Origin of the sequence: Holophaga foetida DSM 6591, from assembly GCF_000242615.2 — a bacterium.
Classification (GTDB): domain Bacteria; phylum Acidobacteriota; class Holophagae; order Holophagales; family Holophagaceae; genus Holophaga; species Holophaga foetida.
The window spans coordinates 2371853-2386338 of sequence record NZ_KI912268.1 but is presented as its reverse complement, the minus strand read 5'-3'; the positions used below and the strand labels follow the sequence as shown (position 1 = coordinate 2386338).

Here is a 14486-nt window from a genome sequence, read left to right as displayed (position 1 = left end):
TGGGTTAATTTTCATGTCGCTTGACAGTCGTCTGGCGATGCGTCAACATCGCGATGACCAAGGAGCCTTCATTTACATGGAATTGCTAGCTTTCTTACTGCGCGGGCCCGCCACACGGCGCCACCCCCGCCGCGGAGCGGCTTCGTTCAACAGCGGATCTCGATGAGACGGCCCAGCTCTTCCCATCCGTGGTGCTCCACCAGACGCGTTACGACTTGCTCCAGCGTGACGCCGTGCAGGGGATCGGTATGGCTGGTATCTACCATGGGGAGCTCTCTCTCGGCGGAGAGGGCCGCCACATCCATGGAAGCATGACTGCCCCGGGTGCGGGCCGATAATCAGGAAACCTCAGGGAAAGCCCGATCATACCTGTGTCAGGTTGACCCCCGGAGGGATGCCATGGACGCGCGAGATCAGGGCTACTGCCCCAAGTGTGGGATGGAACTGCTGGAATTCTGCTACCAGACGATCCGCATCGACCAGTGCTCCAGCTGCGATGGGATCTGGCTCGACAAGGGTGAACTGGAGGCGGTCGAGCGGGCGAAGAAGGGGATGCTCCTCAGTGAGGAACTCAACACCCGATGGATCCAGGCCAGGGAACGGCTCCGGGCGGCTACCCCGGGGGAGCTGGCGGAGAGGCAGGCCCTCTCGCACCAGCGCTGTCCCCGCTGCCACGTTGAGCTGGAGGAGGTGCAGGAACATGGCGTCTCCGTGGACCGATGCACCCAGTGCGGAGGGGTCTGGCTGGACGCCGGGGAGATCAATGCGCTGGCCGGGGTGGAGCACGGCATCCTGGCAAGGCTGCACAGGTTCCTGCACGGAGGCTAAAGGGCAAGCTTCCGGGCGGCGGACTCTCCCGCCAGCCAGCCCGTGGAGAAGGCGATCTGGAGGTTGAATCCCCCGGTATTGGCGTCCAGGTCCACCAGCTCCCCCGCGAAATAGAGGTTTTCGACCTTCCTGGATGCCATGGTCTTGGGGTCGATCTCCTTGAGCGACACGCCGCCAGCGGTGACGATGGCCCGCTCCCATCCGCCGTGGCCGACGACCTCGAAGCGCAGTTCCTTGAGGAGAAGCAGGAGCTTCTTCCGGATCGGCCCCGTGAACCGGGCCGCCGGGGCGGCGGGGGACTGCCCGAGGGCCCGAGCGTAAACCTCGATGAGCTGGGGAGGCAGGAGCGCCCTCAGCAGATCCCCGCAGGTGCCGCTTCCGCGTTTCTCGATCTCCCGTTGCAGTCTCGCCTCAAGCTTCTGGGGGTCGAGGGCCGGTTTCAGGTCGAGGCTCACTTCGACCTTCCGGCCAGCGGCTCTGGCGTCGACAATCCTCCGGCTCAGCTTCAGGACGATGGGGCCATCGAGCCCCTTCTCGGTGAATTCGGCCTCTCCGAACTCCGTTCCCTGCTTCTTTCCATCGATCCAAAGGGTCATCTGGATGTTCCTGAGGCTCAAACCCCGGGCACCCGGCCAGGCTGGGTGCGTCTCGATGCCCACCAGGGAGGGCCTGAGGGGCTCGATCCGGTGCCCGGCCTGTCCGGCGAAGCGGAAGCCGTCTCCCGTCGAACCCGTGGCGGGATAGGACTGGCCGCCGGTGGCCACAATGCCGCACGTGGCGTCGATCCTCTCCGGGGCGCCGGGTCCCGCGACCATGACGCCGACGAAGCGGTCCTCCTCGAGGATCAGGTTCTCCACCCGCGCGTGGTGGATGATCTCCACCCCTTGCTGCTTGGCCCATGCGACCAGGGCTTCCGCGACATCCCAGGCCTTGTCACTGACGGGGAAGACCCGTTCGCCTCGCTCCGTCTTGGTCTCGAGCCCCATCCCGTTCAACAGGGCCACGAGGTCCTGGTTGAAGAAGGACGCGAAGGCCTGGCGCAGGAATCTCGGCTCGGGATGGATCTCCTTGAGGTAGTCCTCCAGGGGCTTCATGTTGGTGATGTTGGCCCGCCCTTTCCCGGTGATTCTCAGCTTGCGGGCGGGCTTCTCCATCTTCTCCAGCAGCAGCACGCTGGCGCCCAGCATGGCCGCCCGTCCCGCCGCCAGGAGGCCCGCCGGTCCCGCGCCGATCACCACGGCATCATAGGCTTTTCTCTTCACGGTTTCGGCGCTCCTGCCCGAAGCACCAGCTCCATCCTGCAGCGGGCGCAATCGAAGCGGCACTCCAGGCTGGTGGGACCGTTCTCCAGGAAGATGGGCCCCTTTGGCTCGGGCATACGCTTCCATGGCTCGGGGTTGGGATGGACCGGGCACCAGCCCATCTCGAAGCGGAGGCAGTGGCGGGTGGTCATGACCACCCGGCCCGTGAGGCTGGCCTGCAACTCCGCCGCCCTCTCCTGGATCCTGCCGCCTGCCCGCTCATAGAAGGCGCGGGCGGCCTGGTTGGCGACATTCCATGTGAAATCCAGTTCGGATGCGGGCAGGGGCTGCATCGGAGTGGATGCCGACCGGCGCTTCTCCCGGGGGCGAGGGGCGCTGCGCATGGCCTCCAGCGTCGCCGCCGCCTCCCGGCGCAGCGCGTTGAGGCGGGCCACGGGCACGAAGAGCGCCTCGGTCACTTCCAGATCCTCGAGCACGAAGGGCGTTCCCCCCAGGCGGCCAAGGGCTTCCCGGATGGCGCTCCTGGCGGCCTCGGGATCCCGGGCCGCTTCGAACTCGCCCGGCAGGCGGGCCTCGGCCACCAAGCCTGTCCCGTCTTCCAGGCGGAGGCGCACGGCTCCCTCCGGGAAGTCCAGCCTGCCCTTCACCGGGAGGCGGCGTTCCACCTTGGCGCTTCGCATGGCCCTGAGCCAATGGAGGTCCATGTTCCGGTGGAGGCGGGTGCCCCGTTGGATTCTCGAGGGATCCTGGACGAAGATTTGGCGGCCCTCCACAGCGTTCACCACCGTGCCCGTCACCTGATCGCCGCTCAGGAAGGCGAGGCCATCCCCGGGGTGGAGCTCCGTGGTCTGGTCCAGCACCAGGCGGTCCGCCTGGATCGAACCCACCACGCCGATGAACTCGCCGAGATGCCCTGCCCGATCGAAGGTGCCCATGGGCTGCCGCTCACCCTGGAGGCGGTAGGTGGAAAGCCCCCGCTGGAAGGTCTTGGAGGGATCGGGGGCGAAGCTGTGGCCCACCCGTCCCAGGGAGGCCCTTCCCAGCTCTGGTCGCCGCTCCAGGAGGGCGTCCATCCTCTGGCGCAGGTGGCTGACCACGTTCTTCACGTAGTCCGCGTCCTTGAGTCGCCCCTCGATCTTGAAGCTCGTGACGCCCGCGTCCGCCAGGTCCTCCAGGTGCCCGGAAAGATCCAGATCCCGGATGCTCAGGAGATGCCTGTTGCGCAGGATCGTGCGGCCGGAGGCGTCCACAAGGTTCCAGAGGGCGCGGCAGGGCTGGGCGCACTCCCCCCGGTTGCCGCTGCGCCCGCAGATGGCGCCGCTGAGGTAGCAGCGGCCGCTTTCGCCCACGCAGAGCGCGCCGTAGACGAAGGCCTCCAGTTCGATGTCCGCGGCAGCGTGGATGGCCTGCATCTCGGAGAGGCTGAGCTCCCGGGCCAGGATGGCCCGGCTGAAGCCCGCACTCGCCAGGAAGGCCACTTTCCCAGGGCTGTCGCAGACCGCCTGGGTGCTTGCGTGGAGGGGCAGGGGGGGCAGGTCCAGCTCCAGCCAAGCCATGTCCTGGATGATGAAAGCATCCACCCCGGCTTCGTACAGTTCCCAGGCGAGGCGCCGGGCCTCCTCCAGTTCCGTGTCGAAGAGCAGGGTGTTGAGGGTGGCGTAGACCTTGGCACCCCAGAGGCGGGCCTCCCGGGTCACCTGTTCGAAGGCGGCTGAATCGCAGCCCACCGCCTGTCGGGCCCCGAAACGGGCGGGCCCCATGTAGAGCGCATCTGCCCCGCACCGCAGCGCGAGAATCCCCTGTTCCGCGTTCCGAGCGGGAGCGAGCAGTTCCAGACCCATTCCCTCCAGACTACCAGTGAGCTCAATGGCCGATGTTATGGCGGCTGGCTTGATCTGGGGATGCTTCAGACGCCTTGTGGAGTCAATCGCCAAATGGGAACGTTTTGCCATGGTCATCGGGATAACCGCGTCTTTTACCATGTGGATTTATTGCTGGACGGACCCATCCTTGTGACCGCTTCTCGACAAAGGGGGCTGCCATGCCAATGACAAAGCTGAAGGATTACCTGGACGCCAATGGCGTGAGATACGTCACCATCAGCCACTCGCAGGCCTATACTGCCCTGGAGATCGCGGCTTCCGCCCACATCAAAGGGAAGGAGATCGCCAAGACCGTGGTGGTGAAACTGGACGGGAAACTGGCCATGGCCGTCCTGCCGGGCACCCAGAAGGTGGATCTGGAGCGCCTTCGCCAGGGTGCCGGGGCCGTCTCCGCCGAGCTTGCCACGGAAGGGGAGTTCCTGGGGGATTTTCCGGGGTGTGAACTGGGGGCCATGCCGCCCTTTGGGAATCTCTTCGGCATGGAGGTCTTCGTGGATCCCCGCCTTGCTGCCGACGCCGAGATCGCCTTCAATGCCGGAACCCATACGGAGCTGGTCCGCATGGCTTACGCGGACCTCGAAAGGCTGGTCAAGCCCAAGGCCCTGTCCATGTAGGTCGGGCCTCGGATTCCCAGGGCTTGAATTCAACACCCACTCTCACGGAGGAACCATGAACAACGAAACATGGGTTCTCGTTTCGGATGCCTGCCGGACGCGGATCTTTGCGGATCTCGGCATGCGCAGCGGCCTGGTGGAACTGGAAGGCTTCACCTGCCCGGGCGCCAGGGAACACATCAAGGAGCTCGTCCTCACCGCACCGCCGCACTTCCTGGGGCTCCTCAGGAATGCGCTGGGTGGAACCCTTTCCAAATGCGTGGTGGCCTCCCTGGACAAGGACTACACAACCCTGGAGGTCCAGGAACTGAGTGCCCGGATCCATGGAGGTGTGTGGCACTAGACCTTCCCTGCGCCCGGTGCATCGGTGTCCGGGTGAGAATTCTGGGGCTCTGACAGCCCAGGAGTTCCCTCGAAGCAGGGGCAGAGCTGCCCCGGTTCCAGGTAGCGTTCGCATTCGGTGCAATACAGCTCGCTGTTCACAGGCACCTCCCACCCCCCAACGGCAGCTTTCCGCTTGGGGGCTCAGGTGCCACTTGGATGCCGGGGAGAGCTGTTCTGGTTCCACCTGATGGTGCGCATCCAGGCTTTCAGGGCTCAATGACGATGGGTGCATGGGAAACCCCAGAGCGCCTAGACTGAATGCGCCCGCCTGGAGTTGTCCCATGGTTGGCTGCGGCTTTGACCCGACCTTGTTCCAGTTCCCGGCGGAAGCGCTGGAGTTGCCCTGGTAGGGAGAGTTGCAGCCCCTCAATCCCTGGCGTCGCAGAGTGACGGGATGGACGAGGTTCTCCCCAGATCCGCCACCGCTGCCTCCGTTTCCTCGATGGCGGCAGCGACCAGGTTTTCGGGCAGGGCGATTCCCTGGGCTTCGAGCCCGCAGAGGTCGTGGAGTTTCGCTAACAGCCCTGCAGCGGCCAAGGGGGCCTTCCCGTGGGGCAGCAGGTCGCGATAGAGGATGCCCACCAGTTCCGCATGGCCTGCGGGGGGAGGGGCATCCGTCTTCGCAACGAGGGTCCCGGCAAGGGCCTGATAGGCGGCCTTGAGTGCATCCTCCGGGAAGCCGGCCTCGAGCACGATGCGGGCGAGTCTGAGACGCTGATCAGGGCGCTGACGAAGAGGGGCGCTCCGTGGGGAACCGCTTTGCGAACGCTCCTGGACGGCATGGGTGGGCGTCTCCAGAACCGGTGTCGGGGGTGCCACGACCTCTGTCTCGATATCCGCGGCCACGGGTTCCTCCGCGAAGTCCATGGAATCGCGCAGCTGGGTGAGCACGAAGGAAAAGCCCTGGGATTCGAGCTCGTCCACCTCACTGCCAGGGTCGAGGGCGGCACCGCGTACTGCGCGCTTGCCTTCGAGGGTACCCTCGATCCCCCGCTCGATGCCCTCCCGGGCGCACAGGTAGGTCACCGAAACACCCCGGGTCTGGCCGAGACGGTGGGCTCGCCCGTTGCGCTGGTCCAGACGGGCGGGGTTCCAGGGCAGGTCCAGGTGGATCACGTAGCTCGCCACCTGCAGGTTGAGGCCGGAGCCCCCCGCGTCGCTGCAGAGCAGCACCTGAATGGTGGGGTCCTCCCGGAAGCGGTCCAGCAGGGCAGGGCGCTTTTCCGTGGGGACTGCGCCTGTGAGCATGCTCCAGCCGATCCCCTGGCGCTCCAGGCGGGTAGCGGCGAGCTTCAGCATCTCCACCCATTCGGAGAACACCAGGATCTTGACGCTGCCCTCTGAGGCGATCTCGGCCACCAGCGCCTCGAATTCATCCAGTTTCGGCGACGCCTGCTTCTTGCGCGTGGGGTCGCAAAGCTCCAGGGCATTGCAGGCTTGGCGCGCCTTGAGCAGGGCGCCCTGGAGTTGTTTCTGTTGCGCCGGGGTGAGGGCCCTGCGCTCGGCGATGGCCAGCAGTTGGGCTGCGGAGCTCCGGTGGGAATCCTCCAGCTCCCGCTGTTCCTTGGAAAGCTCCGTGTAGCGGGTCTGCTCGGTGATGGCCGGGAGCTGGTCCAGGACTTCCTCCTTCCGGCGGCGCAGCACCACAGAGGCGACCCGGTCCCGGAGTCGGGACAGGTTGCGGCAGCCTGTGACGCGGCCCTTGGGGTTCTGGATATGGAAGTCGAAGTTAAAGCGCCACAGCGGACCCATTACCTCGGGATCCGCCAGCTGGAGCAGGGCGTAGAGATCGTCCAGGCGGTTTTCCACCGGCGTGCCTGTGAGCACGAAGAGGAAGCGGGAGGGGATCGCCCGCAGGGTGGTGGCGGTGCGCGTCCGGAAATTCTTGGCCCGCTGCGCCTCGTCCAGGATGAGCACATCCGCGTCCAGCTCCTTGAGCCGCGAGAGTTCGCGGTGCGTGAGCTCGTAGTTGAGGATCTTGTAAGGAGCGTCCGAATTCAGGGCGGCTGTGCGGCCCTCCATGCCCTTCCCCAGGACCACGGCACGGGCTCCCGCGTAACGTTCGATCTCCCGGGCCCACTGGTCCTTGAGGCTGGCGGGGGTGACCACCAGGATGGTGCGGGCTTCGCCCCGTCTGCGGAGCACCTCGCAGGCGGCGATGGCCTGGACCGTCTTGCCCAGGCCCATGTCGTCCGAGAGCAGGGCGCGGCCCTGGGCGACGAGGTGCCTGACGCCGGTTTCCTGGTAGGGGAAGAGGGGTGTGCGCAGCACATCCAGCCCCACGCGCTTCTCGGCCAGGGCGGAGAGGAAGCTCTCCCGGCGCTGGTGCATCGCGGTGCGCTTGTCGATGCGCAGGGCCAAGGCTGCGGCTCCGTAGGTGACCCGGACCTGGTCTCCCCCGGGGAGGGTGTGGAGGCCCGGCGCGGGCCACGGCCTCCCCGCCACCCGCCGGGGCTCGCGTGCGGAAACCTTCAGGCCCACCTGCTCCCCGAGCTGACGGGTCCACGGACCGAGGGCGGCCAGCCCCAGGTCTTCTCCCATCCTCGTGCCTAGGGTGGGCACCACAGGCTCCAGGGGGAGCCGGGCGAAGGCGGCGGCCAGGTCCTTTCGTGACCCCACTGCCCGACGGACTGCCTCGAGATGCTTGCAGGTGCCCAGCTGGTTCGAAAGGAAGTCGGGGCAGTCGCAGACATCGTGCAGGCCGCTGCGGTCCACGAGGTCCACGTGGTAGGTCTCGCCGGATTCTCCCCGGGCTTGCCAGGTGCTGTCCACGCGACCCTCCGCGCTCATCACCTCGAAGGCCTCCTGATGGGCACGATGAACTCGCACGCTGCGCTCGAAGGCGGTCACCTGATCCAGGTCCGTGTAGTCCGGGTGGGCAGGCGCGGGGTGGCGAACCGCGTTCAGCTTGATCGTGCGACCCATGGGTGCCTCCTTCCGTTACCAAGGTTATCCCGGAAATGCGAGACTTTCGGAGGCGAGGATGGACGTGGAGGCTTTGGGGTTATGGCACTCCGGTGGGCTCCTCTGGACCGCGTACTGGCCTGGATCAGCATCCATCCAGCTTTTCCAGGCCGGGCAACATCATTGAGTCGTCGACCTGGTACCCCATCGCCCTGTACCCTCTCATGCGCTTCACGAACATTTTTCTGAAGACCGCCAGGGCGTCATCCAGGTAGTCATAGATCCGAACCTCCTCCTTCCCGGGGTGCAGCCGGTGGAGGCGTCCGGCGTACTGGACCAGGGTGCCCTTCCAGGCGATGGGCATGGCCATGAAGAGGGTATCCAGTCGGGCGTCGTCGAAGCCTTCACCGATGTAGCGGCCCGTGGCCAGGATGAGGCGTGGTTCGCATGGAGGGACTTCGGCAAGCCGTTGCAAGGCCATCCGACGGGCCTTGGCGGGTACGCCTCCGTGGAGTGCTACGACATAGGTCGCCGCGTCCTTTAGGGCTTCCAACAGGAGGTTGAGGTGATCTCGGCGTTCGGTCAGCACGATGGGAGATCGCCCTTCAGACAAAGCCCGACGCACATCCTGGATGATCATGGCGTTCCGGAGCGGGTCCGTGACGAGCGCGGCATAGAGATCCTGGATGGTTCCTTGTGCAAAAAAGCGCGTCTCCCGGACGATCAGCCGGTTGGCGAATGGATGCTGTCCCTCCTGTGAAAGGGGATGTACCTGGTACCGGATGGGGCCGCACTGGAAGTGCAGCAGGCGCTGAAGGCCGTCGCGCCGGTAGGGGGTTGCCGTGAGTCCCAGCACATAGCGCGCCTTCACCTCCCGCATCACCCGCTCGAAGGAGACAGCCGGGGCATGGTGGCATTCGTCTACGATCACCTGGCCGTACCTGCCGACAAGATCCAGCACGCCATCCCGGCTGGCGAGGCTTTGAATCATCGCCACATCGATCCGTCCAGTTGCCTTCTGCTTTCCGCCTCCGATCTGCCCGACGTCTTTCGGCCCGAGGCCAAGGAATGCCTGTAACTGGGCGCGCCATTGGTCAAGCAGGGGCTTCCGGTGCACCAGCACCAAGGTGTTCACACCTCTCAGGGCAACCATGTGGGCGCCGAAGACGGTCTTCCCGGTGCCAGGCGGAGCCACAAAGATGCTGAGAGCGTGAGCGCTGATGGCCTCCACGGCTGTCCGCTGGACCTCGGTGAGCTGCCCCTGGAAAGACACCTCCAGAGGGTCTCCCATGCATCGCCGGTCCTCGATGACCAGTGCGCTTCCATATTCCGCAAGAAGCTCCTGGAGTTCCTCCTCACAGCCCCGGGGGAGGGCGATGTGGGCTGGGTGCTCCTCGGCGGCGCAGATGATGCGCGGAATTCCTGAAGTGGAGAAACGCATGGCCTGCTTCTGGTAGAACTCTGGGTTTTGGAAAGCAGCCAAGCGCTTGATCTCGGCGTGAAGGCCTGCGGGCAGGCCGGTTTTCTCGACGAAAACCTGGTGCGAGCGGACGGCTTTGATCGTTGGGGGAATCTGGCCCTCGATCCGCGCCTTCTTCGGTTTCCTCGAAGGGGGGCGTTCCCATGGTGTTTCATCCAATCCGTCATCGAGAGGATCGAAACGGATTCCGAGCACCCTCCCTTGACGAGTGGCAGCTTCCGCCAAAGTTTCCACCTGAGACGTCGGCATGCGTCCCAGTCCAGCGAGATAGGCCCATGGATCTGGAAGTGGATCCAGGTGCTGGTCCAGAAACAGGGTGTTCCCCTGTCGGCGGGCCTCCTGCTGGAGCGGAAGCGCGACGAGGTTGCCGAATCCCCCTTGGGGCATGGTGTCCTGGTTCGGGAACAGGCGGTCGTAGGACTTCATGCTCAACTGAGGGCGTCGATTCATTGTCTCCGTGAGGAGGAAGGAGCCGAGCTTGCGAGCCGTCGCGGCGAAAACCGGGCCCATGAAAAAAATCCAGAGATGCGCTCCCTCCCCGGATCGAGACCTTTCCAAGGCGGCCGGAATGGAATACCGCTGACAGGTGCCCAGCATGGCCGTCGCGTCCTCCTTCCATCCTTCACCATCAAAGTCGGCGGCCAGGAACCAGCAAGTCTCGTCCGGTAGCAGGGGGTAGACGCCGATGACATGACGGCCTTGGAGGTGGTCCAGCACCGCACGGTCATCCATGGGAGCGAAGCGTCGATTCGGGCATTCAGCGCATTTGACCTTGAACTTGTTGCAGAGGGTGCGGTTGCCCTCGTTCGCGCAGACCGGCGCATAGCCCTTCCTGTCACGTTTGGCATTGATCCAAAGACGCGGATAAACATCCTCGCGACCACGGAACATGCTTCGAAAAAGCGCCACCTTCTCGGCAGGAGACTGGGGGCCGCTGTGTGAGGAATCCGGCGCGTGGGCCGCATCCGTGGCCTGAAGCTGAGCTCGAATCTCTTCGATCTGGGCACGTATGCCTTCGGTCTCCTTAAGCCGTTCCGTCAAACGGGCTTCCAACAGTTCCAGCTGGGTGGCCAAGTCCTCGCGGAGCAGCATGGCCTCAGGGTTCCCCGGGAGCCATATCGCCGCTCAGTTCTTCCTCGATGTCCTCAATGGTCGGGAGCGTTGTATCCAGGGGCTCAGGTAGGGCCCGGACCAGTTGGTACTCCGACACACCCACGGGCTTCTCGATGCCGGATAGCGCGTATTCGGCCACGATGCGGTTCTTGGTCTTGCAGAGAAGCAGGCCAATGGTGGGCTTGTCCTCCGGTGACTTCACCTGGGCATCCACGGCCGAGAGGTAGAAGTTCAGTTGGCCCGCGTGCTCGGGTTTGAAGGCGCCGGCCTTGAGTTCCACCACCACGTAGCACTTCAAGCGCGTGTGGTAGAAGAGCAAGTCGATGAAGAACTCCTCCCCGCCGACCTCCAGGCGGTAATGGCGGCCGACGAAGGCGAAGCCCGCGCCCAGTTCCAGCAGGAAGCGGGTGATGTGGCGGACCAGGGCGGATTCAATGTCCCGCTCCAGGGCCTCCTCGCCGAGCCCCAGGAAGTCGAAGAGGTAGGGATCCTTCAGGCTCTCCTGGGCGAGCGCGGCCTGGGAGACCGGGAGGCGGTCCTCGAAGTTGGTGACGGCCTGCCCCTGGCGCTCGAAGAGGCGGTTCTTGATGTGGGCCTGGAGGGTGGCTCGGGACCAGCCCTGCTGGGCCGTCTGAACGGCCAGCCACTCACGCTCGGAGTCACTCCTTACCTGGGTCAGGAGGGTCACGATGTGGAACCAGGGCAATTGGGCAGCAGCTTGCTGCCCAATTTGGAAATCCGGGCAGCGCTCCGCGAAGGTGCGCATGTACTTCAGGTTTCGGGAGGAGAACCCCTTCATGGTCAGGAAGGCCTCCTTGAGGTCTTGGGCCAGGCGATCCACCACCCGGGCTCCCCAACCTTCCGCCTCCTGGCGCTCCAGGATGATCCGACCGATCTCCCAGTAGAGGCGAACCAGTTCCGCATTGACTGCCAGTGCGGCCCGGGTCTGGGCCGCCTGGATCCGGCCCTTGAGCTCGTCGAGCAGGCCGACATAGGTGCTGGGCAGGTGGGACATGGGGACCTCGCAGTTCATTCTGGCCTGGGGATCAGGTTGGCATCCAGCAAAAGGCCGGGATGGGAGGAGAATCGGCCTTATCTTTCCATCGTTTCTTGGGAGATGGCCCATGCTCAACCCGGATCACGTCACCCGTGAAGACCTCTACGAGGCGGTCTGGTCCGAGCCGGTCCAGAAACTGGCGCGCGCCTTGGGGATCTCGGATGTGGGGCTGGCGAAGATCTGCAAGAAACTCCATGTGCCTCGTCCGGGCCGGGGGTACTGGGTCAAATCACGGGGTGCGCGCAAGCTCCTCAAGGAACCCTTGCCGCCCCTGGAAACCTGGCCAGGAGGAGACCTACCGGGTCAGCCTGGGGTTTGCGGGGGGCGGATCAGGCTGGACCCGGGAGGCGCTCCAGCATCTGGCGGAGGAGGGCATCCAGGTCCCCACCGTTCCGACCACCTCCTCGCAGTTGAGGGGCACAAAGGGGGCAGAGTCTCTCCGAACTCAAGGAAGGTCTTCCAAGAAGGTATTCCGCCCTTCTTCGGAGAGCGGAACTGGTTCTGGCCGCACACCTGGATCATGCCCTGGCCAATCGTCCCCAGGGTGAGACGGTGGATACTCCCGATATCATGGATGGCCAGATTCTCAGCGAGAGGACGCTCAACGAGGTGAAGAGACATGGGTCTCCGATCTCCCTCCGCTGGGGCATTGTCACAAGCATCCAGACCGAAGATTTTCTTGAGGCACTGAAAGCGAGCCATGTCGCCCATTAGGAACCTGATCCAGGACATCGATCGCCTATGGGGAACGGGCGGGTCTTGGGCGTGGAGGAGTAGGTGCGGGGAGTCCTTCGGGAAAGGCACGGTATTTACTTCGGTGGATCAGTTGGCGGAACGGTTACTCGAATTACTCCATAATCGTTAAAATGGTTATTATTTTTCATTTTTCTATTCAATCTAACAAACGTTTAATTTTTGTTGACTGCATTTAGGGGGGTTGCTTCGCTTGTTGCCTGAATGCATACTGTTGCACGAGGCGTGCAACATGGCCAATCAAGACAACACCAATTCTCTCTCGCGGATGGATGAACGTGATGCCATCCAGCGTGGGATAAGCCAATTACGAATGAGGCTGCCCCAGGGCTGGGAAGTAGAACTCCCTCAGCGGGAGAGCAGGTCAGACAGTTGGGGTTGGGTCGCTGATGCCTTGGCGAGGCTCTACGGACCCGACCGACGAAGCTCTGACCTACTGATCGAGTACAAGTCGCGAATCGATCCGAGGGGAGTGCTCCTCCTGTCAAAGCGGATCGGTCACATGAACAACGAAAGCACCGCCCTTTTGATGGCCCCCTACCTCTCGACTGCCACTCAGAAGGAGCTTCGAGAAGCACGAATTGGCTACCTAGACTTCACGGGGAACATTTGGCTGTCTGTTACGAGCCCCGGGCTCTTCATAGAGGTCAGAGGAGCCAAGGAAGATCCAAACCGAGAAGATAGACCTGCTCGATCTCTGAAGGGAGCGAAGGCCGCTCGTCTGATTCGGACCTTGTTGGATCGAAGAGAGGTGCTGGGTGTCCGAGGACTGGCGGCAGAGGCCGGGGTCGACCCGGGGTATGTCTCCCGAGTGATATCCCTTCTTGAATCAGAGGCCATCGTCGACCGAACCCCACGAGGCGGATTGGCCAAGGTCGATTGGGAGAAGCTGCTGCGTCGGTGGGGGCAGGAGTCCCCATTCGAGAAGAGAGGAAAACAGGTCTTCTACATCGAACCCAGAGGGCTGTCCGGGTTGATGAGCCGCCTTCAGGCGGAACCCCGGCGGTATGCCATCACTGGGGGGATGGCCGCAAATCAATGGGCGCCGATCACGAGCCCCCGGTTGCTCACGATCTATGTGGACGATGTGGAAAACTTTGCCAAGGGGCAGGGCCTGCGACCAACCGAGACTGGCATCAATGTCGTATTGATTCAGCCCACGGATGAATACGTCTACAAGAAGGCCGAACAACGCAATGGGGTATGGTATGCCGCGCCTAGCCAGGTCGCTGCAGACCTTCTGACAAGCCCAGGACGTGGCCCAGCCGAGGGTGAGGAACTGATCGAGTGGATGCGAATGAATGAGGGAGCTTGGCGTGGATGAGCTGTATGTAATCGCTCGAACGGTCTTACTGGATGCATTGGACGCCTTGGGCGAGCACAGGGCCGCTCTGGTCCTGGTTGGCGCTCAGGCGGTATATCTCCGGGTGGGAGAGGCTGACCTTGCTGTGGCCTCTTACACAACAGACGGAGATTTGGCCGTAGATCCGAGGGTCTTGGAAGAGCGCCCAGCCATCGAACGCCAGTTGTTGGCGGCGGGATTCGCACCCAAGAGCAGTGACAGTGTCGGGATGTGGATTACCCACAGGAAGACGGCGACAAACCCGGAGACCCAGGTCGCCGTGGACTTGTTAGTCCCAGAAGGTATGAGCCCGGGGACAGGGAGGAGGTCTGCTGGGCTCATAGGGCATGATTCAAAAGTGGCCCGGAAGGTAAAGGGCCTTGAAGGCAGCCTTGTAGATGCGGAAAAAATGGATGTCGGCTCCTTCGTTGCAGATGACCATCGTTCCTTTTCTCTTTCAGTGGCTGGCCCAGCGGCCTTGTTGATGTCCAAGGTATTCAAAATCCAGGATCGACTCGGTTCTGATCGGCTGAGCGATAAGGACGCCCTTGATGTTTATCGCTTGCTTCGGGGGACTCCGACCGAGGATATGGCGAGCAGATACGGCAAGATCCTCGGAGATGCACGAGCTGAAGCAAATGCGAAGGTGTCGCTTGAATTGCTCGAGTCCCAATTCGGGGATCGACGATCAGATGGGGTTCAGATGGCGCTTCGTGCGGTATCCGGCCTCGTAGACCCAGAAGAAACAGCCACCGCTCTCCAGTTCCTTACGAAGGACCTGCTCCATGCTGTGAAATAAGGAATTACCGCTGAGGCGGGCAAGGCGCGAAACGTCGCTTTGGGTCACGGATGGCCAGGGGCAGAGT

12 protein-coding genes are annotated in these 14486 nt (G+C 63.6%); 5 read left to right on the top strand and 7 right to left on the bottom strand.

The window, feature by feature from the left end; translation table 11 throughout:
• Positions 1 to 146: 146 nt before the first annotated feature.
• Positions 147 to 266: a VF530 family DNA-binding protein gene (locus tag HOLFODRAFT_RS24495; RefSeq protein WP_043486594.1), complete on the bottom strand. Its 120-nt coding sequence runs from the start codon at positions 264 to 266 to the stop codon at positions 147 to 149.
• A 133-nt stretch (positions 267 to 399) separates the two neighbouring features.
• On the opposite strand from HOLFODRAFT_RS24495, the gene HOLFODRAFT_RS0210670 reads away from it, so the two are divergent.
• Entirely contained in the window at positions 400 to 828 is a 429-nt protein-coding gene (locus HOLFODRAFT_RS0210670; RefSeq protein WP_005033220.1) for a TFIIB-type zinc ribbon-containing protein, read from the top strand.
• Here HOLFODRAFT_RS0210670 and HOLFODRAFT_RS0210665 read toward each other — a convergent pair.
• Positions 825 to 2090, bottom strand: coding sequence for a BaiN/RdsA family NAD(P)/FAD-dependent oxidoreductase (locus tag HOLFODRAFT_RS0210665; protein ID WP_005033218.1), 1266 nt, complete (start codon positions 2088 to 2090; stop codon positions 825 to 827). The two genes, HOLFODRAFT_RS0210670 and HOLFODRAFT_RS0210665, sit on opposite strands and share 4 nt — an antisense overlap.
• Positions 2087 to 3931, bottom strand: a complete 1845-nt coding sequence (locus tag HOLFODRAFT_RS0210660) for a peptidase U32 family protein (protein WP_026939242.1) — start codon at positions 3929 to 3931, stop codon at positions 2087 to 2089. Before HOLFODRAFT_RS0210660 ends, HOLFODRAFT_RS0210665 begins: the two co-directional genes overlap by 4 nt.
• Before the next feature lie 200 nt (positions 3932 to 4131).
• On the opposite strand from HOLFODRAFT_RS0210660, the gene HOLFODRAFT_RS0210655 reads away from it, so the two are divergent.
• Entirely contained in the window at positions 4132 to 4587 is a 456-nt protein-coding gene (locus HOLFODRAFT_RS0210655; protein WP_005033214.1) for an aminoacyl-tRNA deacylase, read from the top strand.
• A gap of 55 nt (positions 4588 to 4642) precedes the next feature.
• Positions 4643 to 4930 carry a host attachment protein gene (locus HOLFODRAFT_RS0210650; RefSeq protein ID WP_005033213.1) on the top strand — a complete coding sequence of 96 codons (288 nt, stop codon included), beginning with the start codon at positions 4643 to 4645 and terminating at the stop codon, positions 4928 to 4930.
• On the opposite strand, the gene HOLFODRAFT_RS24855 is transcribed toward HOLFODRAFT_RS0210650, so the two are convergent.
• The 4 genes from HOLFODRAFT_RS24855 to HOLFODRAFT_RS0210635 all read right to left on the bottom strand — a co-directional run bounded on the left by HOLFODRAFT_RS24855 (position 4927) and on the right by HOLFODRAFT_RS0210635 (position 11483).
• Positions 4927 to 5070, bottom strand: coding sequence for a hypothetical protein (locus HOLFODRAFT_RS24855; protein WP_158412945.1), 144 nt, complete (start codon positions 5068 to 5070; stop codon positions 4927 to 4929). The two genes, HOLFODRAFT_RS0210650 and HOLFODRAFT_RS24855, sit on opposite strands and share 4 nt — an antisense overlap.
• Before the next feature lie 267 nt (positions 5071 to 5337).
• Positions 5338 to 7896 carry a DEAD/DEAH box helicase gene (locus HOLFODRAFT_RS20590; RefSeq protein WP_005033211.1) on the bottom strand — a complete coding sequence of 853 codons (2559 nt, stop codon included), beginning with the start codon at positions 7894 to 7896 and terminating at the stop codon, positions 5338 to 5340.
• A gap of 124 nt (positions 7897 to 8020) precedes the next feature.
• Positions 8021 to 10447, bottom strand: a complete 2427-nt coding sequence (locus HOLFODRAFT_RS0210640; protein WP_005033209.1) for a TOTE conflict system archaeo-eukaryotic primase domain-containing protein — start codon at positions 10445 to 10447, stop codon at positions 8021 to 8023.
• A 4-nt stretch (positions 10448 to 10451) separates the two neighbouring features.
• Complete coding sequence (locus tag HOLFODRAFT_RS0210635; RefSeq protein WP_005033208.1) at positions 10452 to 11483, bottom strand: PDDEXK nuclease domain-containing protein; 1032 nt, start codon at positions 11481 to 11483, stop codon at positions 10452 to 10454.
• Between the two features lie 1027 nt (positions 11484 to 12510).
• On the opposite strand from HOLFODRAFT_RS0210635, the gene HOLFODRAFT_RS0210620 reads away from it, so the two are divergent.
• Both HOLFODRAFT_RS0210620 and HOLFODRAFT_RS0210615 read left to right on the top strand, forming a co-directional pair.
• Positions 12511 to 13602, top strand: a complete 1092-nt coding sequence (locus tag HOLFODRAFT_RS0210620; protein WP_005033206.1) for a hypothetical protein — start codon at positions 12511 to 12513, stop codon at positions 13600 to 13602.
• The gene (locus tag HOLFODRAFT_RS0210615; RefSeq protein ID WP_026939240.1) at positions 13595 to 14419 is read left to right on the top strand and encodes a hypothetical protein; all 825 of its coding nucleotides are present in this window, start codon (positions 13595 to 13597) and stop codon (positions 14417 to 14419) included. Before HOLFODRAFT_RS0210620 ends, HOLFODRAFT_RS0210615 begins: the two co-directional genes overlap by 8 nt.
• The last annotated feature ends 67 nt before the right edge of the window (positions 14420 to 14486 follow it).

Bases quoted from the DNA above. Each gene is read 5' to 3' on its own strand.
- HOLFODRAFT_RS0210670 (WP_005033220.1), top strand. From the start codon at position 400: ATGGACGCGCGAGATCAGGGCTACTGCCCCAAGTGTGGGATGGAACTG.
- HOLFODRAFT_RS0210635 (WP_005033208.1), bottom strand. From the start codon at position 11,483: ATGTCCCACCTGCCCAGCACCTATGTCGGCCTGCTCGACGAGCTCAAG.
- HOLFODRAFT_RS0210620 (WP_005033206.1), top strand. From the start codon at position 12,511: ATGGCCAATCAAGACAACACCAATTCTCTCTCGCGGATGGATGAACGT.
- HOLFODRAFT_RS0210650 (WP_005033213.1), top strand. From the start codon at position 4,643: ATGAACAACGAAACATGGGTTCTCGTTTCGGATGCCTGCCGGACGCGG.
- HOLFODRAFT_RS20590 (WP_005033211.1), bottom strand. From the start codon at position 7,896: ATGGGTCGCACGATCAAGCTGAACGCGGTTCGCCACCCCGCGCCTGCC.
- HOLFODRAFT_RS24495 (WP_043486594.1), bottom strand. From the start codon at position 266: ATGGTAGATACCAGCCATACCGATCCCCTGCACGGCGTCACGCTGGAG.
- HOLFODRAFT_RS0210655 (WP_005033214.1), top strand. From the start codon at position 4,132: ATGCCAATGACAAAGCTGAAGGATTACCTGGACGCCAATGGCGTGAGA.
- HOLFODRAFT_RS0210660 (WP_026939242.1), bottom strand. From the start codon at position 3,931: ATGGGTCTGGAACTGCTCGCTCCCGCTCGGAACGCGGAACAGGGGATT.
- HOLFODRAFT_RS0210640 (WP_005033209.1), bottom strand. From the start codon at position 10,447: ATGCTGCTCCGCGAGGACTTGGCCACCCAGCTGGAACTGTTGGAAGCC.